This window comes from Actinomadura sp. 9N407 (assembly GCF_044326315.1).
Classification (GTDB): Bacteria; Actinomycetota; Actinomycetes; order Streptosporangiales; family Streptosporangiaceae; genus Spirillospora.
The window spans coordinates 1-25,741 of sequence record NZ_JBIRAW010000039.1 but is presented as its reverse complement, the minus strand read 5'-3'; the positions used below and the strand labels follow the sequence as shown (position 1 = coordinate 25,741).

The 25,741-nt window shown below is 73.1% G+C and carries 19 protein-coding genes and 1 riboswitch; of the genes, 6 read left to right on the top strand and 13 right to left on the bottom strand.

Annotation, left to right across the window (positions count from 1 at the left end; all coding sequences use genetic code 11):
• Positions 1 to 452: 452 nt before the first annotated feature.
• Positions 453 to 1,553, bottom strand: a complete 1,101-nt coding sequence (locus ACH34Q_RS40155) for a branched-chain amino acid aminotransferase (RefSeq protein WP_395988442.1) — start codon at positions 1,551 to 1,553, stop codon at positions 453 to 455.
• A 156-nt stretch (positions 1,554 to 1,709) separates the two neighbouring features.
• On the bottom strand, positions 1,710 to 2,780 hold the full coding sequence (locus ACH34Q_RS40150) for a 3-isopropylmalate dehydrogenase (protein ID WP_395988441.1): 1,071 nt from the start codon (positions 2,778 to 2,780) through the stop codon (positions 1,710 to 1,712).
• A gap of 236 nt (positions 2,781 to 3,016) precedes the next feature.
• On the opposite strand from ACH34Q_RS40150, the gene ACH34Q_RS40145 reads away from it, so the two are divergent.
• Together ACH34Q_RS40145 and ACH34Q_RS40140 are read left to right on the top strand one after the other, a co-directional pair.
• On the top strand, positions 3,017 to 3,628 hold the full coding sequence (locus ACH34Q_RS40145; RefSeq protein WP_395988440.1) for a hypothetical protein: 612 nt from the start codon (positions 3,017 to 3,019) through the stop codon (positions 3,626 to 3,628).
• A 102-nt stretch (positions 3,629 to 3,730) separates the two neighbouring features.
• On the top strand, positions 3,731 to 6,430 hold the full coding sequence (locus ACH34Q_RS40140) for a LuxR C-terminal-related transcriptional regulator (protein ID WP_395988439.1): 2,700 nt from the start codon (positions 3,731 to 3,733) through the stop codon (positions 6,428 to 6,430).
• Here the strand turns inward: ACH34Q_RS40140 and ACH34Q_RS40135 are convergent.
• Positions 6,387 to 9,149 carry a LuxR C-terminal-related transcriptional regulator gene (locus ACH34Q_RS40135; RefSeq protein ID WP_395988438.1) on the bottom strand — a complete coding sequence of 921 codons (2,763 nt, stop codon included), beginning with the start codon at positions 9,147 to 9,149 and terminating at the stop codon, positions 6,387 to 6,389. The genes ACH34Q_RS40140 and ACH34Q_RS40135 overlap by 44 nt on opposite strands.
• Before the next feature lie 390 nt (positions 9,150 to 9,539).
• A riboswitch (cobalamin riboswitch) is annotated at positions 9,540 to 9,727 on the top strand.
• A 29-nt stretch (positions 9,728 to 9,756) separates the two neighbouring features.
• On the opposite strand from ACH34Q_RS40135, the gene ACH34Q_RS40130 reads away from it, so the two are divergent.
• Entirely contained in the window at positions 9,757 to 9,987 is a 231-nt protein-coding gene (locus ACH34Q_RS40130) for a CbtB-domain containing protein (RefSeq protein WP_395988437.1), read from the top strand.
• Between the two features lie 16 nt (positions 9,988 to 10,003).
• Positions 10,004 to 10,789, top strand: a complete 786-nt coding sequence (locus tag ACH34Q_RS40125; protein WP_395988436.1) for a CbtA family protein — start codon at positions 10,004 to 10,006, stop codon at positions 10,787 to 10,789.
• Here the strand turns inward: ACH34Q_RS40125 and ACH34Q_RS40120 are convergent.
• The 6 genes from ACH34Q_RS40120 to ACH34Q_RS40095 all read right to left on the bottom strand — a co-directional run bounded on the left by ACH34Q_RS40120 (position 10,786) and on the right by ACH34Q_RS40095 (position 16,931).
• Positions 10,786 to 11,466, bottom strand: coding sequence for a (2Fe-2S)-binding protein (locus ACH34Q_RS40120; RefSeq protein ID WP_395988435.1), 681 nt, complete (start codon positions 11,464 to 11,466; stop codon positions 10,786 to 10,788). The two genes, ACH34Q_RS40125 and ACH34Q_RS40120, sit on opposite strands and share 4 nt — an antisense overlap.
• 38 nt (positions 11,467 to 11,504) lie before the next feature.
• Positions 11,505 to 11,654 (bottom strand): hypothetical protein, encoded by a 150-nt coding sequence (locus tag ACH34Q_RS40115; protein WP_395988434.1) that lies wholly within the window; start codon positions 11,652 to 11,654, stop codon positions 11,505 to 11,507.
• A gap of 291 nt (positions 11,655 to 11,945) precedes the next feature.
• Positions 11,946 to 13,535, bottom strand: coding sequence for a phosphoglycerate dehydrogenase (serA, locus tag ACH34Q_RS40110; RefSeq protein WP_395988433.1), 1,590 nt, complete (start codon positions 13,533 to 13,535; stop codon positions 11,946 to 11,948).
• A gap of 179 nt (positions 13,536 to 13,714) precedes the next feature.
• Positions 13,715 to 14,380, bottom strand: coding sequence for a hypothetical protein (locus ACH34Q_RS40105; RefSeq protein ID WP_395988432.1), 666 nt, complete (start codon positions 14,378 to 14,380; stop codon positions 13,715 to 13,717).
• A gap of 327 nt (positions 14,381 to 14,707) precedes the next feature.
• Positions 14,708 to 16,258 (bottom strand): DUF2079 domain-containing protein, encoded by a 1,551-nt coding sequence (locus ACH34Q_RS40100; protein ID WP_395988431.1) that lies wholly within the window; start codon positions 16,256 to 16,258, stop codon positions 14,708 to 14,710.
• A 154-nt stretch (positions 16,259 to 16,412) separates the two neighbouring features.
• Complete coding sequence (locus tag ACH34Q_RS40095) at positions 16,413 to 16,931, bottom strand: hypothetical protein (protein WP_395988430.1); 519 nt, start codon at positions 16,929 to 16,931, stop codon at positions 16,413 to 16,415.
• Positions 16,932 to 17,007: 76 nt separating this feature from the next.
• Between ACH34Q_RS40095 and ACH34Q_RS40090 the strand changes: the two genes are divergently transcribed.
• Positions 17,008 to 17,259 carry a hypothetical protein gene (locus tag ACH34Q_RS40090; RefSeq protein ID WP_395988429.1) on the top strand — a complete coding sequence of 84 codons (252 nt, stop codon included), beginning with the start codon at positions 17,008 to 17,010 and terminating at the stop codon, positions 17,257 to 17,259.
• 87 nt (positions 17,260 to 17,346) lie between these two features.
• Here ACH34Q_RS40090 and ilvC read toward each other — a convergent pair whose 3' ends face one another.
• The 4 genes from ilvC to ACH34Q_RS40070 all read right to left on the bottom strand — a co-directional run bounded on the left by ilvC (position 17,347) and on the right by ACH34Q_RS40070 (position 24,054).
• Positions 17,347 to 18,330: a ketol-acid reductoisomerase gene (gene ilvC / locus ACH34Q_RS40085; protein WP_395988428.1), complete on the bottom strand. Its 984-nt coding sequence runs from the start codon at positions 18,328 to 18,330 to the stop codon at positions 17,347 to 17,349.
• Between the two features lie 87 nt (positions 18,331 to 18,417).
• Positions 18,418 to 18,942: an acetolactate synthase small subunit gene (gene ilvN, locus ACH34Q_RS40080; protein ID WP_395988427.1), complete on the bottom strand. Its 525-nt coding sequence runs from the start codon at positions 18,940 to 18,942 to the stop codon at positions 18,418 to 18,420.
• A 5-nt stretch (positions 18,943 to 18,947) separates the two neighbouring features.
• Positions 18,948 to 20,708: an acetolactate synthase large subunit gene (locus tag ACH34Q_RS40075; RefSeq protein WP_395988426.1), complete on the bottom strand. Its 1,761-nt coding sequence runs from the start codon at positions 20,706 to 20,708 to the stop codon at positions 18,948 to 18,950.
• 301 nt (positions 20,709 to 21,009) lie between these two features.
• Positions 21,010 to 24,054 carry a putative bifunctional diguanylate cyclase/phosphodiesterase gene (locus ACH34Q_RS40070; protein WP_395988425.1) on the bottom strand — a complete coding sequence of 1,015 codons (3,045 nt, stop codon included), beginning with the start codon at positions 24,052 to 24,054 and terminating at the stop codon, positions 21,010 to 21,012.
• A 540-nt stretch (positions 24,055 to 24,594) separates the two neighbouring features.
• On the opposite strand from ACH34Q_RS40070, the gene ACH34Q_RS40065 reads away from it, so the two are divergent.
• On the top strand, positions 24,595 to 25,674 hold the full coding sequence (locus ACH34Q_RS40065) for a PQQ-dependent sugar dehydrogenase (RefSeq protein ID WP_395988424.1): 1,080 nt from the start codon (positions 24,595 to 24,597) through the stop codon (positions 25,672 to 25,674).
• Positions 25,675 to 25,741: the final 67 nt, after the last annotated feature.

Genomic DNA, 25,741 nt, shown 5'->3' with positions numbered 1-25,741 from the left:
GGGTCTGGGCCGGTGCGCCGCTTGCGGTCCGTTCCACGGGGTCCTGGCGGGCCCTGCCGCGGAACGCCCGGGTTCTGGAAGACCCGGGTCTCGGAAGTCCCGGATTCCCGAAACAACCGGATTCCCGAAACAAAAAGACCCCTCACGGACGTGAGAGGTCTGCGCGCCGGCGGTGTCCCGTTGTCAGCCGGCGCGCCAGCCGATAATCAGGAGGCTGTGGCGCATGATGCCCATCAGTCTGCCACACGGATGCCGATGCTCGGACGAACGGTCTCAGGATGCGAGACACCGGCGTGTCGACCTGCGGCGCGTCGACCTGTTGGCGCGTCGACCTGTTGGCTTGTCGACCTGTTGGCTTGTCGACCTGTTGGCTTGTCGACTCGTGGCGTGTTCGCCTTTCCGGGGCCGGCGGAAGGCGAACACGCCACGAGTCGACGTCAGGCATGGGCGACTCAGACGATCTTGTGGACCCAGCCGTACGGGTCGGGGCGGGCGCCGTACTGGATGCCGATCAGTTCCTCGCGCAGCCGCATCGAGACCGCGCCGGCGCCGCCGTCGCCGATCTTCCACTCCCGGTCGGCGCCCTTGACGTGCCCGACCGGGCTGATCACGGCGGCGGTACCGCAGCCGAAGACCTCGGTGATCTCGCCGGACTCGCAGCCGGACTGCCACTCGTCCACGCTGATCCTGCCCTCCTCGACCGGGATGCCGAGGTCGGGGGCCAGCTTCAGCATGCTGTCGCGGGTGATGCCGGGCAGCAGGGTGCCGGTGAGCGCCGGGGTCAGCAGCCGGGTCGTGGTGCCCGAGCCGTACACGAAGATCAGGTTCATCGACCCGACCTCCTCGACCCAGCGGCGCTCCGCGGCGTCCAGCCAGACGACCTGGTCACAGCCCTGCTCGACGGCCTGGGCCTGGCCGGCGAACGAGGCGGCGTAGTTGCCGCCGGTCTTGGCCTCGCCGGTGCCGCCGGGCGCCGCGCGGGTGTAGTCGGTCGACAGCCAGACCGACACCGGCTTGATCCCGCGGGCGTAGTAGTTGCCCGACGGGGAGGCGATGACGACGAAGAGGAACTCGTCGGCGGGCTGGTTCACGCCCAGGGCGCGGGTGGTGGCGAACATGAAGGGCCGCAGGTAGAGGCTGTGGCCCTCCTGGGTGGGCACCCATTCGCGGTCGGTACGGACCAGCAGTTCCAGCGCGTCCACGAACAGCTGCTCGGGGATCTCGGGCATCGCCATCCGCTGGGCGGAGCGGTTCATCCGGGCGGCGTTGGCGTGCGGGCGGAACGTCACGATCGTCCCGTCGGCCTGCCGGTAGGCCTTGAGGCCCTCGAACAGTTCCTGGGAGTAGTGGAAGACCTGGCTGGCCGGGTCCATCGGGATCGGCCCGTACGGCTCCAGGCGGGCGTCGTACCAGCCCTTACCCGCCGCGTACCGGATCGTGACCATGTGGTCGGTGAAGTGGCGGCCCCAACCGGGGTCGGCCAGGATGCCCGCGCGCTCGGCGGCCGAGGCGGGACGCTCGCTGAGCGTGATGTCGAAGTCCAGGGTGCTCATCGTGGGGTCCTCTCGCGGATCGCCGCCGCGGCCCCGTTGCCGCTCGGCATTCCCTAGTCCTTATTGTCGTACTTCATCCTGACCACTCCTCCACCGTGCCGCACGCCGAAAACCGGGCGCGCCACGTGGCGCGCCCGGTCATGGGAGAGCGCGCCGCTAGCCGGATACTCGCTTGGCGATGGCGTCGCCGACCTGGGCGGTCGTGCGGGCGCCCTGGCCCGCGCGCTCGGCCAGGTCGTCGGAGACGGCCCGCTCGACGCGGCGGGCGGCCTCGCCGGCGCCCGGCGCCCGGGTCGCCAGGTGGTCCAGCAGCATGACCACCGACAGGATCGTGGCGGTCGGGTCGGCCTTGCCCTGACCGGCGATGTCGGGGGCGCTGCCGTGGACGGGCTCGAACATCGACGGGGCGGTGCCCTCGGGGTTGACGTTGCCCGAGGCGGCCAGGCCGATGCCGCCCGCGATGGCGGCGCCGATGTCGGTGATGATGTCGCCGAACAGGTTGTCGGTGACGACCACGTCGAACCGGCCCGGGTCGCTCACGAAGAACATCGTGGCCGCGTCGACATGGCAGTAGTCGGTACTGACCTGCGGGTACTCGGCGGCGACCTGCTTGAGGACGCGCTGGTAGAGCTCGCCCGCGAAGGTCAGCACGTTGTCCTTGTGGACGAGCGTGAGCTTCTTGCGCGGCCGGTTCGCGGCCTGCTCGAAGGCGTACCTGATGACCCGCTCGACCCCGAACGCGGTGTTGACGCTCTCCTGGGTCGCGACCTCGTGCGGGGTGCCCTTGCGCAGCACGCCGCCGACGCCCGTGTACGGGCCCTCGGTGCCCTCCCGGACGACGATCATGTCGATGTCGCCGGTGCCCACGCCCGCCAGCGGGCTCGTGACGCCGGGGAAGAGCTTGACCGGACGCAGGTTGACGTAGTGGTCGAGCTCGAACCGGGTCCGCAGCAGCAGCCCGCGCTCCAGCGTGCCGCTGGGCACGCTGGGGTCGCCGATCGCGCCGAGCAGGATCGCGTCCTGCCCGCGCAGCTCCGCCAGGACGGAGTCGGGCAGCGTCTCGCCGGTACGGTGCCAGCGGGCGGCGCCGAGGTCGTACGTGGTGCGCTCGAACGCCAGGCCGGACGAGGGGGCGACGGCGTCGAGGACCTTCAGCCCCTCGGCGACCACCTCGGGGCCGATCCCGTCACCCGGGATGACGGCCAGCTGAATGCTGCGGGAAACCATGGGCGCACTCTACTGCAAACGTCTCAGTTCCTGAGCATCCGTCTCAGAGTCCGATATGGGCGTTCGGTCGGCGTGTCCCGTCCGCTCGGTGGTTGAGTAGGGCCTACTCAGGCGGGATCCGGGCCGGCGGAGCAGGCTGATGCGACGGGGGCGGTCGGGCCCGTGATCGACGGGCCCGTGGTTGAAAGGCTCGTGCTCGAAGGGCCCGTCGTGGGGCTCGGGGGGAGGGGACGATCATGTTGTACGCCAGGCTGCAGACCGTCGGCGGGATGCCGGCGCCCGCCGGGGCCGTGCGCCGGCTGGTGGAGATCGTGTCCGGGCATCCGGGCTTCGCCGGGCTCTGCCTGATGGAGGCGGTCGAGGAGACGGCGGCGGGCGCGCTGCTCACCCTGTGGCGGACCGAGGAGGACGCCCGGCTCGCGGCGGACCGTACCGAGGCGGCGCGCGGCGGGCCCCGGCCCGTCACCCTCCACAGCGACCGGATCTACGAGGTGGAGGCCATGGCCGAGGGACCGGACGTGGCGCTGGCGCCGGGCGCCGCGGTGATCCTGTTCTTCGACGGCCCGCACGACGCCGCGTGGATGGAGTCGGCGCGCTTCGCCCAGCGTGAGCGTGTCGGGCCCGCGATGCGGACCGTTCCCGGCTTCGTCCGCGGGTTCGTCCTGTCCGACCCCGAGGCGCGCTCATCGGCGATCGTCTCGCTGGCGGTCTCGCTGGAGGCGCTCGCGCGCGGCGAGAAGGCGGTCAACTCGACCGAGCTGCTGCCGGGTGAGGATCCTGCCCTGCTGACCGGGCCCGATCGGGCGGTCGTGCACCGCGTGTCGGCGTTCGTCGGTGCCCCTGCCTGAGGCTCCGGAACGCGCGGCGCGGGTGTCCGGTACGTGCGGCCCGGGTGTCCGGTACGCGCGGCGCCCTTGGCCGGGCGGTCGTACCGCTCGTACGATGCGCGCGTGGCCGCCTCGCGCCCGACCCCCGCCCCGCCCGGCCCCTCGCCCGAAGAGCCCGGCTCCTGGCCCTTCGTCGGCCGTACGACGGAACTGGCCGCGGTACGGTCCGCGCTGCTGGATGCCAAGGCCGCCGGGGTGATCGTGGTCGGGGACGCCGGGGTCGGCAAGTCGTGGCTGGCCGCCAAGGTGGCCGCCGACCTCGATCCGGGCCGCAACCTGGTCGTGCGGGCCAAGGCGACCCGGGCCGCCGCGCGGATCCCGTACGGGGCGCTGGCCCATCTGCTGCCCGCCGAGCGCGCCCCGGGCGCGGGTCCGCCGGCGCTCGCGGGCCCGGTCGCGGGCGACGCGCGCAGGCGGCTGGTGCTGGCGCTGGACGACGCGCACGATCTCGACCCGGCCTCGGCCGCGCTGGTCGGCGACCTGCTGGCGCGCGGCGGCGCCCGGTTGCTGGCGACGGCCCGTACCGGGACGGAGGTGCCCGAGCCCCTCGCCGCGCTGCACCGGGACGGCGCGCTGCACCGGCTGGAGCTGGGACCGCTCGGGCACGCCCAGACGGTCCGGCTGCTGGAGACGGTGGTCGGCGGGCAGGTGGAGGACGCCGGGGCGCGGCGGCTGTGGCGCGTCGCCGGCGGCAACCCGCTGTTCCTGCGCGAGCTGCTGCTGGCCGGGATGCTGACCGAGGACGGCGGGGTGTGGCGCTGCGCCGGGGGCCCGCCGCTGACGCCCCGGCTGCGCGAGCTGATCGAGGCCCGGATCGGCGCGGTGGACGAGGAGGAGCGCCTCGTCCTGGAGTACCTGGCCCTGGGCGAGCCGCTGTGCGAGGCGATGCTGCACGAGCTCGCGGGGGCGGACGCGGTCGGCCGGGTGCGGCGGCGGCAGCTGGTCACGGTCGCGCCCGACGCGCGCGGTGCGCGGCGGCAGTTGCGGCTCGCCCATCCGCTGTACGGGGAGGTCGTGCGGGCGGGGACCGGTCCGCTGCCCGCGCGGGCCCGGCTTCGGCGGATGGCCGAGGCGGTCGAGGGCACCGGCGGGCGGCGGCGCGAGGACGTCCTGCGGGTGGCGACGTGGCGGCTGGACTCGGGCGGCGAGACCGACCCAGGCCTGCTGCTGCGGGCCGCCTGGCTGGCCTGGTCGGCGCTGGATCTGGAGCTGGCCGCCCGGCTGGGCTCCGCCGCTCTGCACGCGTACCTGGCCCGGCCCGCGCGGCGGCCGGGCAGCGCGGGGCAGGCGGCGGCGCTGCTGGCGACCGTGCTGCACTTCGCCGACCGCGACGAGGAGGCCGAGGCCGCGCTGCGCGAGGTCGCCGGCCGACTCCAGGACGACCGTGAACGGGGCCTGCACGCGGGCGCGCGCGGGCTCGTCCTGGCCTGGGGCCTGGCCCGCGACCGCGAGGCCGGGGATCTGCTCGCCGAGGCCGCCGCGACGATCACCGACCCGGCCTGGCGCCGGCACGTGCTGTCGCTGGCGGGCTGGGTCGCCCTGTTCGCGGGCCGCGTGGCCGACGGCCTGGACGCGGTCGAACGGGCCCGCGCCGAGGGGGCGGCGCCTCGCGGGATCACCGCCGAGACCGACTCGGCCGAGGCGCTGCTGCACGCGTACGGCGGGCTCCCCGGACGCGCGGTGGCGGAGGCCGAGGCGTGCATGCGGGACGCGGACGCCTGGCGGGACGAGGTCCCCGTCGTGATGACGACGCTCGCGCACGCCCGCACGGTCGCGCACCTGTTCGCCGGGGAGCTGGACGAGGGACTGGCCGCGACCGGGCGGGGCCTGGAACTGGTGCGGGGCCTGGAACCGGGGAAGGAGACCGGCGGCTGGGGACGGGTCGCCGCCTCGTTCAGCGGCTGGCGCGCCCAGCTGCACCGGCTGCGCGGCGATCTGCACGAGGCGGTGCGCTGGTCCCGGGACGGCACCGCCAAGCTGGCCGGCCGCCCGGCGATGTTCGCCGGGCTGTGCCTGGGCGAGCTGGCCTGCGCGGCGGCCCAGCTGGGCCGGGCCGCCGAGGCCGAGGAGGCCCTCGAACGCGCCGCCGCGCTGGCCCGTCCCGCCTGGCACGGCGTCGACTTCTCGCTGGTCCTGGCGCGGCCCTGGGTGCTGGCGGCGCGCGGGGACGACGCCGGCGCGGTCGCCGCCGCGCTGGAGGCGGCCGAGGACGCCGGCCGGCACGGGCTGCGCGGGTACGCGATGTTCGCGCTGCACGACGCCGTGCGCCTGGGCGCGGCGGGCCGCGTCCTGGTCCGCCTGAGGGTCCTGGCCGGGGAGGTCGAGGGCCCGCTCGCGCCGGTATGCGCGCGGCACGCCGCCGCCGCCGCGGCTCCGGACGGCGACGCGCTCCTGGCCGTGTCCGAGGAGTTCGAGGGGCTGGGGATGCTGCTGTACGCGGCGGAGGCCGCCGCCCAGGCCGCCGAGACGTACGAGAACGCCGGACGGGACCGTACGGCCGCCGCCGCCCTCGACCGCGCCCGGAAGCTGGCCGACCAGTGCCCCGGGGCGCGGACCCCCGCGCTGGCGCCGCTGTCGGCGCCGCTGCTGACGCCCCGCCAGCGGCAGATCGCCCGGCTGGCGGCGCAGGGGCTGAGCAACCGGGAGATCGCCGTGCGGCTGGACATCTCGATGCGGACGGTCGGCAACCACCTGGTGACGATCTACGAGCGGCTGGGCGTCACCGGCCGTTCGGGGCTGGCGGAGTTCTACGAGGCGGACTGAGCGGCCCGGGCGGACTCAGTGGCCCGGGAGGATCGGGCGGACTGAGGGGATCGGGCGGACTGAGGGGACCGAGCGGGCCGAGCACGCCGGCCAGGCCCTCGCGGTCGTGCACGCCGAGCCGGTCGTAGACCGCGTGCAGGTGGTTGGCGACGGTACGGACCGACAGCACGAGCCGTTCGGCGATCTCCCTGTTGCCCAGCCCCTGCGCGGCCAGCCGGGCGATCTCCAGCTGGCGGGCGGTCAGCTCGGGCGCGGCCAGCCCGGACAGTGCCGGGGTACGGGCGCCCGGGCAGCCCGCCGCCAGTGACCAGGCGCGGGTCGTGGCGGCGTTGGCCTCGCGGGTCCGCCCCGCCTGGCCGTGCGCGCGTGCCGCCTGCGCCGACGCCTCCGCCGCGTACAGCGTCATGCCGAGTTCGGTGAACGCCTGGGCGACCTCGTCCAGCCCGCCCGCGTCGTCATCGGCCGCGGCGGCCGCGTGCCTCGCGCAGACACGTGCCAGCCGCCCGTCCATCTCTCCCGCCAGGCGCGCGAGTCCGTCGCGGGCGCGGTCCGCCGCCCCGAGCCGTACGGCGTCGTGCAGCGCCATGGTCTCGTAGCAGCGCAGCGCGTGCTCCCGGTACCCGGCGGCGCTCTCCAGGGCGAGCGAGGCGGCGCCGTCCCGGTCGCCCGCCGCCGCGCGGATCCAGGCCCGTGCCAGGTCAGCGCGGAAGTGGAAGATGCGCCCGGACGGGGTACGGCGCCGTTCGGCCTCCTTCACCGCCGTGGACGCCGTGGCGACGTCCCCGGCGACGGCCGCCGCGTACGCCAGCAGCTCGAACCCGTGGCCCGAGACCGCCCAGATGGCCCCGGCCCCATGTGAGGCCGCCTCGTGCGCCCACCGCACGGCCCGGCGGATGTCCCCGCGCAGCAGGCAGTACTCGACGCGCAGCGAGCGCGACGTCGTCGCCGCCACAGGGGACAGGTGTTCCTCGGCGAACAGCGCCTCGCCATAGGAGACGAACGCGTCGGCCGCGTCGAGATGTCCTGCGAAGAGGGAGGCGGCGGCGCGGGCGTCGTTGAAGGTCGACACCAGAGTCGGCATCTCCCGCAGCAGCGCGTCCGGGTCTCGCAGCATCGCGTTCGACAGCACGACGGCCTCGTCCAGGGCGCCGGTCAGCATCAGCCTGAGCGCCTTGCCCGCCGTGAGCAGGGGCGCGGCCTTCGGGGCGATCGTCCCCGCTGTGCCGGTCTCGGCGGCCTCGCCGGTCTCGGCGGCCTGGGCGGCCGTACGTTCCGCCTCGGTGAACCGGGCCGCGTAGGCGTGCCCCATGGACTGATAGGCCAGGATCTCCTGCCGGGACGCGACGCCGCTCGTCCGGGACAGGGCCTCGTCGAGAAGCCGCTCGGCGCGCTCCTGCTCGCCCAGCCCCATGCCCATGTTGAACGCCCGTACGGAGGCGTGCGTGGCGCGGGTCGCCTCGTCCATCGGGTCGCCGGCCACCCGCGCGAGATGGGCCTCGGCCTCCTGGTGCAGACCCGCCATGAGCAGCACCGGCGCGACCACGACGGTGGCGCTCGCGTCGGCGCCGGACGCCAGCGCGGCCTTGCCGCACCGGACGGCCAGGTCGATGTCGTGCAGGGCCCACGCCTGGCCGCACCCGGCCAGCAGCAGGCCCGGATCGGCCGGGGCGTCGCCGTCCAGCCGCCACAGGGCCACCCGCAGCACGTCCCCGTGCCGCCGCATGCCGGTCGCCTGCAGCGCGGACGCGAGCGCGGACAGCCGCTCCCGGACGCGTTCGGGGGACGCCCGCAGCCGCGCGACCTCCCCGTACAGCGGATGGGCCGTCCGGACCTCCAGGCGGCGCCCGGCGGCGGCCGAGGTCACCACGTGGTGGGCCTCGGCGCGCTCGATCGCGGCCTCGGAGGTCACCGCGGCCAGCGTGGCGGCGCCCAGTGGCTCGCCGAGCGCGACGTACTCCAGGACCTCCCGCTCGGCCGCGCCGAGCGTCCCGAGCCGTTCCTCCACCAGCTCGCGCAGCCGGGGGCTGAGCGGCAGGTCGCCCCGCCACCGCCAGACACCGCCGGCCTCGCTCAGCCGCCCCGCCGCCAGCCCGGCCAGCACCAGCTCGCGCAGGAACAGCAGGTTGCCCCGGGTGCTCTGGTAGAGCCGCCGAGCCGTGGATTCGGCGACCTGACCGCCGAGCGCGCCCTCCACGACCGCCTGGCTCTCCGCCATCGTCAGCGGCACCAGGTCCAGGCGGCGGGCCAGGTCGTCCTTCCACAGCGCCGTCACCGGGTCGGGCGCGGGCGCGCCGGTACGGACGGTCGCCAGCACCCGGGCCTCCCGCTGCAGCACCAGGTGGTGCACCAGCGCGGCGGAGGACGGATCCAGCAGGTGCGCGTCGTCGACCGCGACCAGCAGCGGCGCCGCGTCCGCGCGGGTCCGCAGCGCCTCGGTGGCCCAGCGCAGCGGATTGACGACCGACAGGCCCGGCGACTCCACCGGCAGGACACGGCCGAACGCCCCGAACGGGATCGCGGCCTCGGCGGTGGTCCCGCCGACCTGCAGCACCGTGAACCGGCCCGGCTCGAGCCGCCGCAGCGCCTCGCCGACCAGGCGCGTCTTGCCCACGCCGGCGTCCCCCGCCACCACCACGCCTTGCGCGGCGCGCGTGCGCAGCAGGGTGTCCACCTGATCGAGCGTCGACGTACGGCCGGTGAACGGCCAGAAGGTCCGCACAACAGGATCGTACGGACGCTCACCCCGTGCCACCAGACAGAGTCACCAGACAGCGCCACCGGACAACCAGTGCCACCGGACAACCAGTGCCACCAGACGACCAGCGCCACCGGACGACGCGCAAAGGGAGCCCGGCGCGGAATTGAGTAGGGGCTACTCATGTGCCGCGCGCGCCGCGGGCGCATTCTCATGGTGCGGGACATTTCCGGAACGTATGGGAGCTTCCGGAAGGGTCTCGCGCGGCACCGGAGGCGACCGGCCGATCAACGTCGCCACCGGGGCGGGAGGGGGCACCCTCCGTATCTCCAGCGGGGGGAGATACGGGTGGCGCCCCCTCCCACATGTTCATGGCGGCCGCGCTCGCGGACTTGACGCGCGGGGTGCGAAAAGGGGACTCTCAGGGCGACAAGTTCACATATGAGGCGACGGTGTGCAGGAACCTGGTGCGATTCCAGGACGGTCCCGCCACTGTGACCAGGGAGCCTCCCCGCACGCGACCACGGCCGTACTCCGGCTGGAAGGTCGGAGGGGGCGTCGATCTGGGAGTCAGGAGACTGACCCGTCGTCCTCCCGTTACCGGGGCGAGTGCACCCCGTGAGGAGACCCCATGGCCCAGCCGGCCGTACCGCAGCGCGTTCCCGTCCCCCAGCGCGTTCCCGTTCCGCAGCGTGTCCCCGTACGCCAGATCCTGCCCTGGGCCGTTCTGGCCCTCGTGCTGGGCGCCGCGCTGCTCTACTTCGTCGGCGCCGAGCAGGGCGCCACCTCCCTCTTCGGCGGTACGTGGGTGCACGAGTTCACGCACGACGGCCGGCATCTGCTCGGCTTCCCCTGCCACTGAGCCGGGGACCGTACCGATGATGAGATCCCTACTGGTCCGCGGCATGCTCACCGGTCTGGCCGCAGCGGCGGCCGGGCTGCTGATCGCCTGGATCTACGGCGAGCCCCAGGTGGACCGCGCGATCGCGTTCGAGGAGGCCAAGGCCGCCGCCGAGGCCGCCGCCGCCCAAGTCCACGCGCACGGTGTCGGCGAGCACGGGGCCGGGGAAGAGGTGGTGAGCCGCACCGTTCAGCGCACCACCGGCCTGATCACGGCGATGGCGGTGTACGGGGTGGCGATCGGCGGGCTGTTCTCGATCGCGTTCGCCTTCGCGTACGGCCGGATCGGCGCGCTCGGCGCCCGCGCGACCGCCGCCCTGGTGGCGCTGGGCGGGTTCGTGGCGATCGTGCTGGTGCCGTTCCTGAAGTACCCGCCCACTCCCCCGGCCGTGGGCGCCCCCGAGACGATCGGCGGACGGACCGCGCTGTACTTCGGCATGGTCGCGCTGGGCGTTCTGGCCACGGTCGCCGCCGCGATCCTCTTCACCCGCCTGGCTCCACGGCTGGGCGGCTGGAACACGGCGATCGTGACGTCGGCGGGGTTCGCGATCGTGGTCGCGATCGTCTTCCGCCTCACCCCGCGTCCCGACGCGGTCGCCGACGGCTTCCCCAGCGCGGTGCTGTGGGACTTCCGGATCGCCTCGCTGGGCGTCCAGGTCGTCCTGTGGGCCACTCTGGGGTTGCTGTTCGGCGCCCTGACGGAACGCGCCTACCGGCGACAGCAGGCCGCGCCCCGTACGGAGGACGAGGCCCTGGCCGTCTAGCCCCGCCGGTCCAGCAGGGCGCAGTCGCCGCACATCTCGCCGCCGGGCGGTACCCGGTAGTAGAGGCAGCAGCTGCGCCGGACGAAGCCGTGCCGGCCGAACGACCCCGTACCCGCGAGCGGTTCACGCGCGAGCAGCTCGCGGACGAGGGCGGCGGCCGGCGCGGCGACCCCGGGCCGCAGCGTCCCGGCCAGGGCGGACGCCGCGTTCCCCCACATCAGGCCGTCCGCCAGCGGTACGACGCCGAGCAGGGTCTCGCGCAGCGGCCGCAGCTGCCGCTCGACGACCTCCGCGTGGACGAGGTCGGCCGGAACGGCGGGTCCGCTCCAGCCGTCCGGGTTCTCCAGCCACAGGGCGATCGGCGCGCCCGGGGCCCAGCGCCAGTGCAGGCCCGACAGATCCGGTACGACGCCGAGCGCGGCGACCGCGATCATCGGCGACCACAGCCGCGAGGCCAGCCCCTGGAAGAGGATCGAGGCCGCGACGCGCCGTTCGCCCGTACCGAGCCGGGCCGCGTACGCGTCCACCAGGTCCGACAGCCGGGATCCGTCGCGTTCGGGCAGCGGCCGCCAGGTCGGGTCGGCCGCCTCGTCCGGGTCCGTGCCGATCTCGAAGAACGGGCCCAGCGCGGCGGCCCGGGCCAGCGCGGGGACGACGTCGCGCGCGCCGGCCCTCATCTGCCGGGCCTCATCTGCCGGGCCTCATCTGCCGGGGCTCACTTGGTGGGAGAGCCGCCGTTGTCGCGGCGGTCCAGCGCGGTCTGCAGTGCCCGCGCGGCCTCCTCGGAGGCGTCGTCGGCGGGACGGGCCGCGTGCGCGGCGCTGTGCTGGGAGACGCTGTGCTGGGCTGCGTTGAAGGTCTTCATGGGTGTGCTCCGTGGCTTCGCGGTGGCGGAACGGTCAAGGACTTACGGCCAGCGCCACACTCCGCGACGGGGGTGGCCTGCCGTTCAGGCCCCGTCGCGGCAGCGAAGGATTACTACGAAGCGCCGCATGACACCACCCACGCTACCTGCGGTTCGGCGATCCTGTCTTGACCGGTGACCGAACTTCCCACATCGTGAGACGCCGCCGCCGTGATCCCGGCGGACGGGACCACGGCGGCGGAACGTTTCGGCGAACGGGTCTCGGCGAGACAAGTTTCGGCCGAGAGGGGCTCAGCCCTCCAGGTCCACCCGGCGGCCGCTCTCGGCGCCGACCTCGTTCTTGATCACGTCCACCAGCTGCGCGGGGATCGCCGAGTCGACGGTCAGCGCGATCAGCGCCCGGCCGCCCTTGGCGTCCCGGCCGACCTGCATGCTGGCGATGTTGACCCCGGCGTCGCCGAGCAGCCCGCCGACGACCCCGACGATGCCGGGACGGTCGGAGTAGACGAAGAAGGCCATGTGCTCGGTGGGCACGAGCTCCATCTGGTAGCCGTTGACCTCGATGATCCGCTCGATGTGCTTGGGGCCGGTCAGCGTGCCCGACACCGACACCACCGAGCCGTCGGCCATCGTGCCGCGCACCTGCACCACGTTGCGCCAGTCGGGGCTGTCCTCGCTGGTGGTGAGGGTGACCTCGACGCCGCGGTCGCGGGCCAGCAGCGGGGCGTTGACGAAGGTCACCGCCTCCTCGATCACGTCCAGGAACACGCCCTTGAGCGCGGCCAGCTCCAGCACCTTGACGTCGTGCTCGGCGATCTCGCCGCGGACCACGACCTCCAGCCGGACCGGCACGCCGCCGGCCAGCGCGGTGAACAGCCGGCCGAGCTTCTCGGCCAGCGGCAGGCCCGGCTTGACGTCCTCGGCGACCGCGCCGCCCTGGACGTTGACCGCGTCCGGGACGAACTCGCCCGACAGGGCCAGCTTGACCGAGCGGGCCACCTGGGTGCCGGCCTTCTCCTGCGCCTCGTGCGTGCTGGCCCCGAGGTGGGGGGTGACGACCACGTTGTCGTGGTGGAACAGCGGGCTGTCGGTGCACGGCTCGGTGCTGAACACGTCGATGCCGGCGCCGGCCACCCGGCCGTCCTTGAGCGCCAGGTCCAGCGCGCCCTCGTCGAGGATGCCGCCGCGGGCGGCGTTGACGATGCGCACCTCGGGCTTGACCTTGTGCAGCTCCTTGTCGCCGATGAGACCGAGGGTCTCCGGCGTCTTGGGCAGGTGCACGGTGATGAAGTCGCTCTGCGCCAGCAGCTCGTCCAGTGTGACCAAGTGCACGCCGAGCTGGGCGGCGCGGGCGGCCTGGACGTACGGGTCGAACGCGATCACGTTCATGTCGAAGGCGGCCAGCCGCTGGGCGACCAGGACGCCGATCCGGCCGAGGCCGAGCACGCCGACGGTCTTGCCCTGCAGCTCGACGCCGGTGTACTTGGACCGCTTCCACTCGCCCTGCTTGAGCGAGGAGTGGCCCTGCGGCACGTTGCGGGCGGTCGCCAGCAGCAGCGCGATCGCGTGCTCGGCGGCGGTGACGATGTTGGAGGTGGGGGCGTTCACGACCATCACGCCGGCCTTGGTGGCGGCCTCGACGTCGACGTTGTCGAGGCCGACGCCGGCCCGCGCCACCACGCGCAGCCTGCCGGCGTGCTGGAACACCTCGGCGGTGACCTTGGTCGCGCTGCGCACGATCAGCGCGTCGACGTCGGCGACGGCGGGCAGCAGCAGCTCGCGGTCGGAACCGTCGACGTGGCGGACCTCGAAGTCGGATTCGAGGACGGCGATACCGGCCGGTGAGAGTTCTTCGGCGACGAGGACGACAGGCTTGCTCAAGGAACGGTCCTTCGGAACGTGGATGTGCAGTGAAGTGCGGGAGAAGTCGCGAGTCACCACGGTGTGCCCTCGCCTCGTTCCCGAGTCTATCCCCCGCCGGGGGCGCCCCTTCCTGCCATGGTGGCACGCCCCCGAACAGCGCCGACGCCGCCCCGCCCACCGGCGCGCGGTGGGCGGGGCTAGGCGGCGTTGGGTTCCGGGATCGCGGTGAGGACGCCGGCGACGCGTTCGGCGTCCGACACCGCGATGTGCGGGACGTCGATGAGGATCCGCAGCGGGCCGGGCGGGAGCCCGAGCTCGTCGGCCACCTCGAGCTGGACGCCGCGCAGCGGGATGTACGACAGGTAGCCGTGGAAGACGTCCTGCGAGCGGAACATCGCCGTCATGATCAGCCGGTAGCCGCGGATCCGGAACGACAGCGCGGCCAGGTGCGGGACGCTGTCGGCGGGCTCGCCGGGCACCGTCAGGGAGATCCAGGCGCTGGTGGTCCACGGCCGGGCGCGCAGCAGGTTGGTGACCCAGCGGAGCTGGTCCACGCCGTTCTGGTCGCGCAGCCGGGACCCGTGCTCAGCGGACCCGTGCTCAGCCGACCCGTGCTCGAACGGGGGGCCGCCGCGGGTGCGCTCCTGTGCCCTGCGGACCAGCCGGCCGCGGTCGCCGTGCTTACGCAGGAGGGGGTCCTCCCAGCTCAGCGAGGCGATCTCGAACAGGGCCGGCGGCCCCTCGATGATCGGTCCGTACTCCTCCATGCCCGCCACGCCGGACGTCCAGACGTGCCGCAGGACCGCGATCCACGCCTGCCCGCAGGTCTCCCAACGCTGGACGGCCCGCTCTGCCGCCGCCACCTCACGACTCCTCGCCACGCATCACCCCGCGGCCCGCTGCGCCGATCGGGTCATTACTTGCCAGCGAACCGCGTGAACGGAAAATGGATTCCGCGCCGCGGGCCCTGGTCCCATGTTGAAGAAAATTCATGATCCCGCCCCACCACCGTCGCGGGCACGGTGAGTGTTTGCGCTGGTGCGCTGGGGTTGCCCGCGCCCGCTGCGACTCACTACAAGTATCGGTCAAAGAAGGGAAAAAGTGTAGGCCAATTCTCCACGGGATGGTCTTCACCGGCTTTCTGACACCAGTGATCCATATGGGTCACCGTCGGCCGAAAGCCGGGGCGATCAATCGCGGGTGAGAACGACGTACCCGGTTCGGCGGAACACCGGGCGGTAACCGCCGTCGATCAGCTCGCCGACCCGTTCGCGCTGCTCCGCCAGCGAACGGAAGGGAAAGGAGAACCGCGCGGTATCGGCGACCACCCAGGGAGCCCGGCGGGGCTCGCGGTCCCAGAGCAGCACTTTCGTCCGCCCGGAAAGGGCGGGACCGAGGTTGTTGACGGTCTCGACGAGCGCGCCGTCCGGTACCACCGAGACCGCCGCCGCGGCGGCCCGGGCCCGCTCGTCCAGCCGGTAAAGGCCCGGATCGGCCAGATCGCCGAACGCGAAGAACGGCAGCGCCGCCACGGCGGCCGTGAACAGCGCCGCGGCCGGCAACTCCGCCCCGAGACGGCCCGCCGCCGCCCGGCCGAGCGCCGTTCCAGCGCGGCGGAGAAGGCGCGAGCGCCGGAGCCGGTACGCCCCGTCCACGGCGGCCATGACCAGGATCGCGATCAGGAACGCGTTGTAGTGGTACTTCGGCTCCCACCAGTTGGGGAACTGGTCGGCCAGCATCCGCTCGGCCAGCATCGGCAGCACCGCCAGCGAGAGCGGTGAGCGGAGCGGGAGGAGCAGCAGCGGCAGCACGAGCAGCGCGACCGTGACCAACTTCACCGAGGGCGAGCCCAGCGCGGCCGGCACGGCCCACGGATGGGTGAGGATGTGCAGCGCGGCGGACGGCATGTCCTCGCCCAGCGAGCCGTATGCCCAGTAGTAGGCGTTGTCGCCGCCGAACGCCGCGATCATGACGCGGGAGGAGATCCAGGTGGCGGCGATCCCGGCCGCGACGCACGCCCCGCCGACGATCCGCTCGCCCCGCCGGGTGAGCAGGACGAATCCGAGCCCGGCCAGCAGCAGCCCGGCGTCCTCCTTGACCAGCAGCAGCGCGGTCGCGGCGAGGGCGGCCTGCCCGCGCCGGCCGGCGTCGTACCGTTCGATCAGCAGGGCCGTCAGGAACGGGACGAACGCCACCTCGTGAAAGTCGAACGCCACCGCCTCGGCGATCGGCCACGACAGCGCGTAGGCGCCGGCCACCAGGTACGCCGAGGCCCGGCCCAGGCGGCGCCGCGCGTACCGCCAGATGGGCACGATCGCCAGCGCGAACAGCACCGCCTGCGCGACGAGCAGCGTCGCGGGGCCGTCGTGGATCCAGTACAGCGGGGCCAGCAGCGCGAGCAGCGGCGAGAAGTGGTCGCCGAGGATGGAGAAGTCCGGCCCGAACCCGTTGTGGACGCCCTTGACCATCGCGACCGGAGCACCGAAGCCGCTGTACGAGCGGATCGCCTGATCGAAGATCACCAGGTCGTAGGTCCCGGCCTGGAACGCCCGGAACCGCAGCAGCGAGAACGCCGCGTACAGCGCGGCCGCCAGCGCGACGAGCCCGGCCAGGACCAGCCCGTCCCGTCGCGATCGCGACGGCCGGGACTCCGGTGGCTCGCCGCCGGAGGAGGCCGCGCGCGCCGTCGTCGGATCCGAAGCCCGAACCACGGCCCGCCCTGCCGCCAGCGCCTTCGTCACGTGCCGGAACGCTACCAGCACGGCCTTCCCGGCGTGCCGGTGACCAGACATCGCCGCGGCCCGTGCGGCGGCCCGTGCGGCGGCCCGTACGGCGGCCCGTGCGGCGCGGGCGAGGACGCCGGCACGCGAGAGTGGCGAACACGCTGAGTGTCGGTCACGATGGGTGATCTTCGATGGCCTTACCGTGACGATGTTTGACCGCATCACGGGAGAGCCAGTGACATCGGACGGCACGATCAGTGTCCTGCAGGACGTCCTGCGTGTGTACGACCATCGCTTCCTGGACCTGGACCGCCCGCAGCGCGACCGGCTGCTGGAGGGCACCCGCCGCGTCCTCGGCGACGAAGGGCTCAGCGACGCCGCCCGAGCGGCGCTGCCCGCCGCGTACCGGCTGCGCGCGTTCTGCATCAGGTACGGGCTGAGCGACGAGCTGGAGCGGATGATCCGCGACGAGGTGGACGGCCGTACGGTGGGCGCGGTGGTCGTCGGGGGCCGGGTGTACGCCATGTACTCCTACCTGCGCGGCGTCCCCCGCCAGGACGCCGACATCACCGCCGAGGTCGGGGTGGAGCACCGGCTGGACGCCGCGCAGGTAGCAGTCCGGGCGGCTCCGGATCCGCGGCCGGGCCGCGATCGAGCGGATCCAGGCCAGGCGGACCCACGTCGAGATCATCCTGCGCGAGCGCCGCACCGGCGAGGAGCACCGCTTCACCGCCGGACCGCTGGAGGGCGACGGCTTCGAGGCCGGGGTGTTCCCGCCAGGGCCCGGCCACTGGGACGTGCACGTGGCGGTGACGGCGCTGGGCCTCAGCCGCGAGGCACGGCTCGGCGGCGTGCGCGGCCCCAAGCTGAAGACGGCGCCGCAGCGGCACACGCTCGGCGCCGCCGGCGAGGCGACCGCCCACTTCACCAACGACGGCCACCTCGCGGTACTGGTGGAGAGCACGGTGCGTCCCGCGACGCTGCGGTCCCGGCTCCGCCGCCTGTTCGGCAACGGCTGAGGCCGCCCGCTCACCGAGCGGACGGCCTCTGTGCCTCTGTGACCCTGTGACCCTGGGGTCTCTGTGCTTCTGTGAGCGCCTACGGGCTCAGTCGTTCAGCCAGCTCATCATCGGGCGGAGCTTGCCGCCGGTCTGCTCGATCGGGTGAGCGGCCAGTTCCTCGCGGTACTTGGCGAACTGGGTCTGGCCGCCCTCGAACTCGGCCACCAGCTCCTTGGCGAACTCGCCGGACTTGATCTCGGCGAGGATCTTCTTCATCTCGGCCTTGGTGTCGGCGTTGATGACCCGGCCGCCGCGGCTGTAGCCGCCGTACTCGGCGGTGTCGGACACCGACCAGTACATCTTGGACAGGCCGCCCTCGTACATCAGGTCGACGATCAGCTTCACCTCGTGCAGGCACTCGAAGTAGGCGACCTCGGGCTGGTAGCCGTCCTCGATCAGCACCTCGAAGCCGGCCTTGATCAGCTCGGAGAGGCCGCCGCAGAGCACGACCTGCTCGCCGAACAGGTCGGTCTCGGTCTCCTCGGTGAAGGTGGTCTTGATACCGCCGGCGCGCAGGCCGCCGATGGCCTTGGCGTACGACAGCGTCAGCGGCCAGGCGTTCCCGGTCGGGTCCTTCTCCACGGCCACGATCACCGGCACGCCGCGGCCGGCGGTGAACTGGCGGCGGACCAGGTGGCCCGGGCCCTTCGGCGCGACCATGCAGACGTCGACGCCCGCCGGCGGCTCGATCAGGCCGAAGCGGATGTTGAGGCCGTGCCCGAAGAACAGCGCGTCGCCCTCGACCAGGGCGGGCTTGATGTCGTTCTCGTAGATCCCGCGCTGCAGGTGGTCCGGCGCCAGGATCATGATCAGGTCGGCCTCCTCGGCGGCCTCGGCCGGGGTGAGCACCCGCAGCCCCTCCGCCTCGGCCTTGGCCCGCGACTTGGAGCCCTCGGGCAGGCCGACCCGGACGTCCACTCCGGAGTCGCGCAGGGAGAGCGCGTGCGCGTGCCCCTGGCTGCCGTACCCGATGACGGCGACGTGCCGGCCCTGGATGACGCTCAGGTCCGCGTCGTTGTCGTAGAACATCTCAGCCACTGTGCTGCTGCCTTTCAGTGTTAGCGGTATCGGTGTTGGCGGTAGAGGTACGGGTCCAACGGTTCTGGTCCGGCGGGATCACGCGCTGCGCTCGATGGAGCGCAGCGAGCGGTCGGTGATGGAACGGGCGCCGCGCCCGATGGCCACCATGCCCGAGTGGACGAGCTCCTTGATGCCGAACGGCTCCAGCACCCGGATCAGCGCGTCCAGCTTGTCGCGGTTGCCGGTGGCCTCGATCGTGACCGCGTCCGGCGCGACGTCGACGACCTTGGCCCGGAACAGCTGGACGGTCTCCAGCACCTGGGACCGGGTCTCGGCGTCGGCCCGCACCTTGATCAGCACGAGCTCGCGCTGGACCGAGGCGGGCTGGTCCAGCTCGACGATCTTGAGCACGTTCACCAGCTTGTTGAGCTGCTTGGTGACCTGCTCCAGCGGCAGTTCCGCCACGTTCACCACGATCGTCATGCGGGAGATGTCGGGGTGTTCGGTCACGCCGACGGCCAGTGACTCGATGTTGAACCCGCGGCGCGAGAACAGCGCCGCGACCCGGGCGAGTATGCCCGGCTTGTTCTCCACCAGCACCGAGAGAGTGTGCAGGCTCATCGCGGTCAGTCTCCGTTCTCCCAGTCGGGGGCCATGTCCCGGGCGATCTTGATGTCGTCGTTGCCGGTACCGGCGGCGACCATCGGCCAGACCATCGCGTCCTGGTGGACGACGAAGTCGATGACCACCGGGGCGTCGTTGATCTCCATCGCCTTGGCGATGGTCGCGTCGACGTCCTCGGCCCGTTCGCACCGCAGCCCGACGCAACCGTACGCCTCGGCCAGCTTGACGAAGTCGGGGACCCTCCGCGCGGGACCGGTCTTGTCCTGCAGGTCGGTGTTGGAGTAGCGCTGGTTGTAGAACAGCGTCTGCCACTGCCGGACCATGCCGAGGTTGCCGTTGTTGATCACGGCGATCTTGACCGGGATGCCCTCGATCGCGCAGGTGGCCAGCTCCTGGTTGGTCATCTGGAAGCAGCCGTCGCCGTCGATCGCCCAGACCTGGGTGTCGGGCGCGCCGACCTTGGCGCCCATCGCGGCCGGGACGGCGTAGCCCATCGTGCCCGCGCCGCCGGAGTTGAGGAACGCGCCGGGCCGTTCGTACTTGATGAACTGCGCGGTCCACATCTGGTGCTGGCCGACGCCCGCCACGTAGTAGGCCTCGGGCCCGACGAGCTCGCCGATCCGCTGGATCACGAACTGCGGCGACAGCGAGCCGTCGTCCGGCGTGTCGTACCCGAGCGGGTAGGTGTCGCGCCAGGCGTTCAGCTGCCGCCACCAGTCCTCGTAGGCGTTCTTGCGGCCCGCCTCGTGCTCGGCCTGGACGGCGACGATCAGGTCGGCGATCACCTCGCGGGCGTCGCCGACGATCGGGACGTCGGCGTGCCGGTTCTTGGAGATCTCGGCCGGGTCGATGTCGGCGTGCACGACCTTGGCGTGCGGGGCGAAGCCGTCCAGCTTGCCGGTGACCCGGTCGTCGAAGCGGGCGCCCAGGGTGACCAGCAGGTCGGCCTTCTGCAGGGCGCCGACCGCGCCGACGCTGCCGTGCATGCCGGGCATGCCCATGTGCTGGGGGTGGCTGTCGGGCAGCGCGCCCTTGGCCATCAGCGTCGTGACCACCGGTGCCCCGGTCAGCTCGGTCAGCACCTTCAGCTCGGCCGACGCGCCCGCCTTGATGACGCCGCCGCCGACGTACAGCACCGGCCGCTTGGCCTCCACGATCAGCCGGGCCGCCTCGCGCACCTGCTTGGAGTGCGGCCGGGTGACCGGGCGGTAGCCGGGCAGCTGCATGGCGACCGGCCACTCGAAGGCGAACGTCGCCTGCAGCGCGTCCTTCGCGATGTCCACCAGGACCGGTCCAGGCCTGCCGGTGGAGGCGATGTGGAACGCCTCGGCGATCGTCCGGCCGATGTCCTCGGCCTTGGTCACCAGGAAGTTGTGCTTGGTGATCGGCATGGTGATCCCCGCGATGTCCGCCTCCTGGAAGGCGTCCGTGCCGATCGACTTGCTGGCCACCTGGCCGGTGATCGCCACGATCGGGACCGAGTCCATGTACGCGTCGGAGATGGGGGTGACCAGGTTGGTGGCGCCCGGCCCGCTGGTGGCCATGCAGACGCCGACCTTGCCGGTCACCATCGCGTAGCCCTGGGCGGCGTGGCCGGCGCCCTGCTCGTGCCGCACCAGGATGTGGCGCAGCTTCTTGGAGTCGAAGATCGGATCGTAAGCCGGGAGGATCGCGCCCCCCGGAATGCCGAACACGGTGTCGACGCCGACGTTCTCCAGGGCGCGGACCAGCGCCTGGGCTCCCGTCATCTGTTCGGTCGTCATGTTCTGGTTCCTTGGGAGAAGACGGTGCTTCCTTGGGAGAGGACTGTGCTCGCTGGGAGAAGCCTGTGCTCGCTGGTGGATCTCTGTTCTTGACGCCGGGGCGGCCGGGGAACGCGGGTACCCGTTCTCAGGTCACTCGGCCAACAAAAAACCCCCGCCGCCGGATGGCGGTCGAGGGGCGCGCGCAGGACGAGAAACTCGGTCAGCCTGCGCGCCGACCAAGTACTACGAGGATGATGGAACTAATCTGCACGGGTTCACTGTCGCCGACTTCCGGCCCCCGGTCAAATCCGTGGACGATTCATCCCACCATGTGAGACGGCAGGGGCGGGTCCTCCAGCGGCAGGACGATCTCCCCGGGCAGCCGCTGGGCGGCCAGGTTCGTCCGGACCAGCGCCTCCGCCCGGCCCGCGCCCATCGGCCTGGCCACCAGGTAGCCCTGCCCCCGCGGGCAGCCCATCTCGCGCAGCAGCTCCAGCTGCTCGGGACGCTCGATGCCCTCGGCCACCACGGCCAGCCCGAGATCGCTGCCGAGCCGCACGATCGTCCGGGTCAGCAGGGTGCGCGTCTCGTCCGAGCCCAGCCCGGCCACGAAGGACGGGTCGATCTTGATGATGTCCACCGGCAGCTGGCCGAGGTAGGCCAGCGAGGCGTACCCGGTGCCGAAGTCGTCGATGGCCAGCCGGACGCCGAGGTCGCGCAGCTCCGAGAGCCGCGCCACGCCCTGTCCTGCGTCCTCGACCAGGACCTCCTCCTTGACCTCCAGGGTCAGCGCGGACGGCGGCAGCCCGGTCTCGGCGAGCGCCGCCGCGACCGACTCCACGAACCGCGGCGCCGCGATCTGCCGCGCGGTGAAGTTGACCGACAGCCCCACGTCCCAGGAGTCGCCGCGCCAGCGCGCCACCTCGCGGCACGCCTCGCGCAGCACCCAGTCGCCCAGCGGGACCATCAGCCCCGACTCCTCGGCCGGGCCGATGAACTCCTCGGGCGGGATCGACTCGCTCCCCCGCCACCAGCGCAGCAGCGCCTCCACGCCGGTCACCCGCGAGGTCGCCAGGTCGACCACCGGCTGGAACTCGACCGCGAACTGCTCCTCGGCCAGCGCCCGGCGCAGGTCGCCGCCGAGCTCCAGCCGCCGTACGACATCGGCGTGCATGTGCGGGGCGAACACCTCGACCCGGCCGCCGCCCAGCTCCTTGGCGCGTGCCATCGCGAGATCGCCGTTGCGGATCAGGTCGGCGGCGCTGCGCCGCAGCCTGCGGTCCGAGTCCGGGCCGGGCCTCCGGCCGCCGTTCGCCAGGCCGCCGTTCGCCCCGCCGCTCTCCGGTTCCTCGCCGTCGCCGGCGAACGCGATCCCGATGCTGGCGGTCAGCGCGATGCCCTGGCCGCCGACCCGGTACGGCTCCAGCGTCAGGACCCGCAGCATCCGCTCGGCCAGCTCGACCGCCGCGCCGGTCTCGCCCGCGTCCGGCGGCAGCTGCACCAGCACGGCGAACTCGTCGCCGCCCCAGCGGGCCACGGTGTCGTCGGCCTGGACGGTGCCGCGCAGCCGCCGGGCGGCCTGCGCCAGCACCTGGTCTCCGGCCGCGTGCCCGGCCGAGTCGTTCACCGCGGTGAAGCCGTCCAGATCGACGAAGACGACCACGACCTTGCCGCCGTACCCCTGCCGGGGCAGCAGCTCGCGGGTGCGCTCCTCGAAGTACGCCCGGTTGGGCAGCCCGGTCAGCCCGTCGTGGAAGGTCAGATGCGTGACCTGGCGCTGCAGCGCGGCCTGCTCGCTCAGGTCGCGGGTGGTGACCAGCAGCCGGCCGGACGTGTCGCCCGTGCCGCTGTAGCGGGTGATCGTCGACTCGGTGGGCAGCCAGGTCCCGTCCGAGGCCCGGACCCGGCAGGCCAGCCGCAGCGTGCCGTCGCCGTACTCGGCCTCCAGCGGATCGTCCTCGAGCTCCTCCGGTACCTCGTCCAGTTCCGGATCCCAGTTCGGGTCCCGCTCCCTGTCCCCGTCCCTGTCCTTGCCGGAGCGGGAGCGGGCGTCCCAGCCGTCCTCCCCGGCCAGGAACTCGCCGAAGGCGGCTCGGACGCGCGGCAGGTCCTCGGGGTGCACGAACTCGTGCATCGAGCGTCCCAGCAGCTCCCCGGGCCCGTACCGGTACATCTTCAGGGCGCCCGCGCTGGCGTACTGGACGATCGCCTTCAGGTCGCAGATCACCACCGCGTCGTTGATGTTCTCCGACAGGGCCCGGAAGTGCTCCTCGCCGTTGCCGACCGCGCGGCGCAGCGACTCGTTCTCGCGCAGCAGCCCCGCCAGCCGGGCCAGCACGACGAGCGTGGCCGTCCCGGCGACCAGGGCCACGACCGGCTCGAGCCCGTCCGACTCGGTCAGGGCGTGCCCGGCGACGAAGATCGCCGCCGCGGCGGCCACCGCGGCCGGGGCGATCCCCGGCCCGATCATGCGCCCGCGCTCGTCGTCCGCCCCGCCTTCGGCACGGGCCCCGGGACGGGCCTCCGGTGCGTCGTCGTCGGACTCGCGGGGCGGGGCGAAGGCCAGCGGGATGAGGATCAGCAGCAGCAGCCCGCCCAGCCGCAGCAGGTCGGCCGGGTCGTCTGCGGGCGCGCCGCCGCCCAGCCGGACGATCGTGGTCATGATGTCGGCGCCGGCGAACGCCAGCAGCACCCCGTACCCCATCAGGGCCGGGCGCCGGTAGGCCCGGGACGCGCCCAGCACGAACGGCAGTGCCGCCCAGACCAGCACGACGTCGATCAGCGGGTACAGCAGTTCCAGCAGGAACTCCGACGGCGTCTCACCGGACCGGTGGTAGAGCGTGCTGAACCGCGCCACCCAGCCCAGCACGAACAGCGCGGCGGCGCAGACGTAGGTGTCGGCCGCGTACCGGACCCAAGTCCGCGCGTCCCGGGCCGGCCGGATGGGCACGATCAGTCCCGCCACCAGCGCGAACACCGCGACCAGGTAGAACAGATCGGGTACCGACAGCACCAGCGCGCTGCGGCTGGACACCGTCGAGGACAGGGCGCTGCCGACCGCGGCCACGAACCAGGACGCGGCCGCGATCCCGAACCAGCGCCACGACGACCGCCGGATCGTCGCCGCCTCTCCCCCGCCCGCCCAGCCCCTGGCCGGGGCGTCGGCGGGCCGGCGCGAGGCCGGCAGCAGCAGTCCGGCGGCGACCGCGGCGGCGGCCGCCTCGGCCCAGGAGACCAGGTCGGTACCGCCCCAGCCCAGCAGCGAGCCGATGGCGTAGAGCACGCCGGCGACCGCGACCATGCCGACCGGTATCGCCCGCGGCGGTACTCGCCGCGGCGACCACCTGGTCCTGTCGCCGCTCATCGCGCCGTGTTCCCTTCCTGCCCGCCCGGGCGCCCGCCACCGCGAAAGCCGCGCCGCGTCGCGCCCGGGGAGATTCTCGGTCAAGCATGATCGTGTTCGAGCGTGATCGTGTTCCAGCGTGCTCGTGCCGGTCGCTCGCGCCGATGCCTCGTCAACGTCCGGCGCGGGATGGAACGTGCCCACGCGCGGGGTCGGCGCCGGGTCGCGGCGAGCGCATCGGCTGCGCCGACTGTAGGTCAGCGACGTTGCTGCAGTGCGGGGTCACCGTGCTGCCCACAGTACGTTCCGTAGGTCACGGAGCGATTGAGGCTGGGCGTCCTCCCGGCGACGAACATCGGCGCCGACCGGCGTGTCGTCCACGATCATCCCGGCTTGCCGGAGTCACCGGAACGGTCTCGCGCCCGCGTCCGTAGTACTACTAGTGACGGAGGGGCGTTCATGAGACAGCACTCGTTCAGGCGGCACTCACTCAGGCGGCACTCAATCGACAAGCACGCGTTCAGGCGCTACCCCATAAGGCGTTCGGTCACCGCGGGTGCGATGGCCACGGCCCTGCTGGCGAGCGCCTGCTCGTCCGGTGGATCAGGTGAGGGGGGCGGCGAGGGCACGGCGAGCACCCCGCCCCCGATCCCCGCCACGGCCTCGGCGGGCAAGGGCGGCCCCGGCGAGCCGCGGGAACTGGCCGGCGGTCTCGAAGTCCCGTGGGCCATAGCTTTCCTCCCTGACGGCAATGCACTCGTCACCGAACGTGACAGCGCCCGCCTGCTCCAGGTCACCCCGCAGGGCAAGGTCAGCGAGATGGGCAAGGTCCCGGGCGTCGAGCCCGGCGGCGAGGGCGGACTGATGGGCGTGGCGGTCTCGCCCTCGTACCAGCAGGACCGCCTCGTCTTCCTGTACTTCACCGCCGCCGAGGACAACCGGGTCGTGCGGTTCCGCAACGACGGCGGCGTCGGCGCGCTGCAGCCGGTCATCACGGGCATCCCCAAGGCCGGCAACCACAACGGCGGCCGGATCGCCTTCGGTCCCGACCGGATGCTGTACGTCGCCACCGGCGAGGTGGGCCGGACCGAACTGGCCCAGGACCGCGACTCGCCCGGCGGCAAGATCCTGCGCGTCACCCCGGACGGCAAGGCCGCGCCCGGCAACCCGTACGACTCCCGGGTCTGGACCTACGGCCACCGCAACGTCCAGGGACTGGCCTGGGACGACGCCAAGCGGATGTACGCCACCGAGTTCGGCCAGAACACCTACGACGAGATCAACCGCATCGAGAAGGGCGCCAACTACGGCTGGCCGGAGGTCGAGGGCGTCGGCGGCAAGGGACGCTACACCGACCCCCTGCTCACCTGGACGACCGCCGAGGCGTCACCGTCCGGCCTCGGCTACGCGGCCGGCTCGCTCTGGGCGGCCGGACTGCGCGGCGAGCGCCTCTGGCAGGTCCCCCTGGACGCCAAGGGCGAGACGGGCCGTCCCGTCGCCCACTTCGAGGGCCGCTACGGCCGGCTCCGCGCCGTCGTCCGCGCCCCCGACGGCCGCTCCCTCTGGGTCACCACCAGCAACAGGGACGGCCGAGGCACCGACCAGGGCGACGACAAGATCCTCCTCGTCCCGCTCGGCTGACGGCCTCGCGACCACGTTGACTCGTGGCGTGTTAGCCTCACGGAACCACTCAGAAACGCGCACACCC

Bases quoted from the DNA above. Each gene is read 5' to 3' on its own strand.
- ACH34Q_RS40155 (WP_395988442.1), bottom strand. From the start codon at position 1,553: ATGAGCACCCTGGACTTCGACATCACGCTCAGCGAGCGTCCCGCCTCG.
- ACH34Q_RS40150 (WP_395988441.1), bottom strand. From the start codon at position 2,780: ATGGTTTCCCGCAGCATTCAGCTGGCCGTCATCCCGGGTGACGGGATC.
- ACH34Q_RS40145 (WP_395988440.1), top strand. From the start codon at position 3,017: ATGTTGTACGCCAGGCTGCAGACCGTCGGCGGGATGCCGGCGCCCGCC.
- ACH34Q_RS40130 (WP_395988437.1), top strand. From the start codon at position 9,757: ATGGCCCAGCCGGCCGTACCGCAGCGCGTTCCCGTCCCCCAGCGCGTT.
- ACH34Q_RS40125 (WP_395988436.1), top strand. From the start codon at position 10,004: ATGATGAGATCCCTACTGGTCCGCGGCATGCTCACCGGTCTGGCCGCA.
- ACH34Q_RS40120 (WP_395988435.1), bottom strand. From the start codon at position 11,466: ATGAGGGCCGGCGCGCGCGACGTCGTCCCCGCGCTGGCCCGGGCCGCC.
- ACH34Q_RS40115 (WP_395988434.1), bottom strand. From the start codon at position 11,654: ATGAAGACCTTCAACGCAGCCCAGCACAGCGTCTCCCAGCACAGCGCC.
- ACH34Q_RS40095 (WP_395988430.1), bottom strand. From the start codon at position 16,931: ATGATCTCGACGTGGGTCCGCCTGGCCTGGATCCGCTCGATCGCGGCC.
- ilvC (WP_395988428.1), bottom strand. From the start codon at position 18,330: ATGTTCTACGACAACGACGCGGACCTGAGCGTCATCCAGGGCCGGCAC.
- ilvN (WP_395988427.1), bottom strand. From the start codon at position 18,942: ATGAGCCTGCACACTCTCTCGGTGCTGGTGGAGAACAAGCCGGGCATA.
- ACH34Q_RS40075 (WP_395988426.1), bottom strand. From the start codon at position 20,708: ATGACGACCGAACAGATGACGGGAGCCCAGGCGCTGGTCCGCGCCCTG.
- ACH34Q_RS40070 (WP_395988425.1), bottom strand. From the start codon at position 24,054: ATGAGCGGCGACAGGACCAGGTGGTCGCCGCGGCGAGTACCGCCGCGG.
- ACH34Q_RS40065 (WP_395988424.1), top strand. From the start codon at position 24,595: ATGGCCACGGCCCTGCTGGCGAGCGCCTGCTCGTCCGGTGGATCAGGT.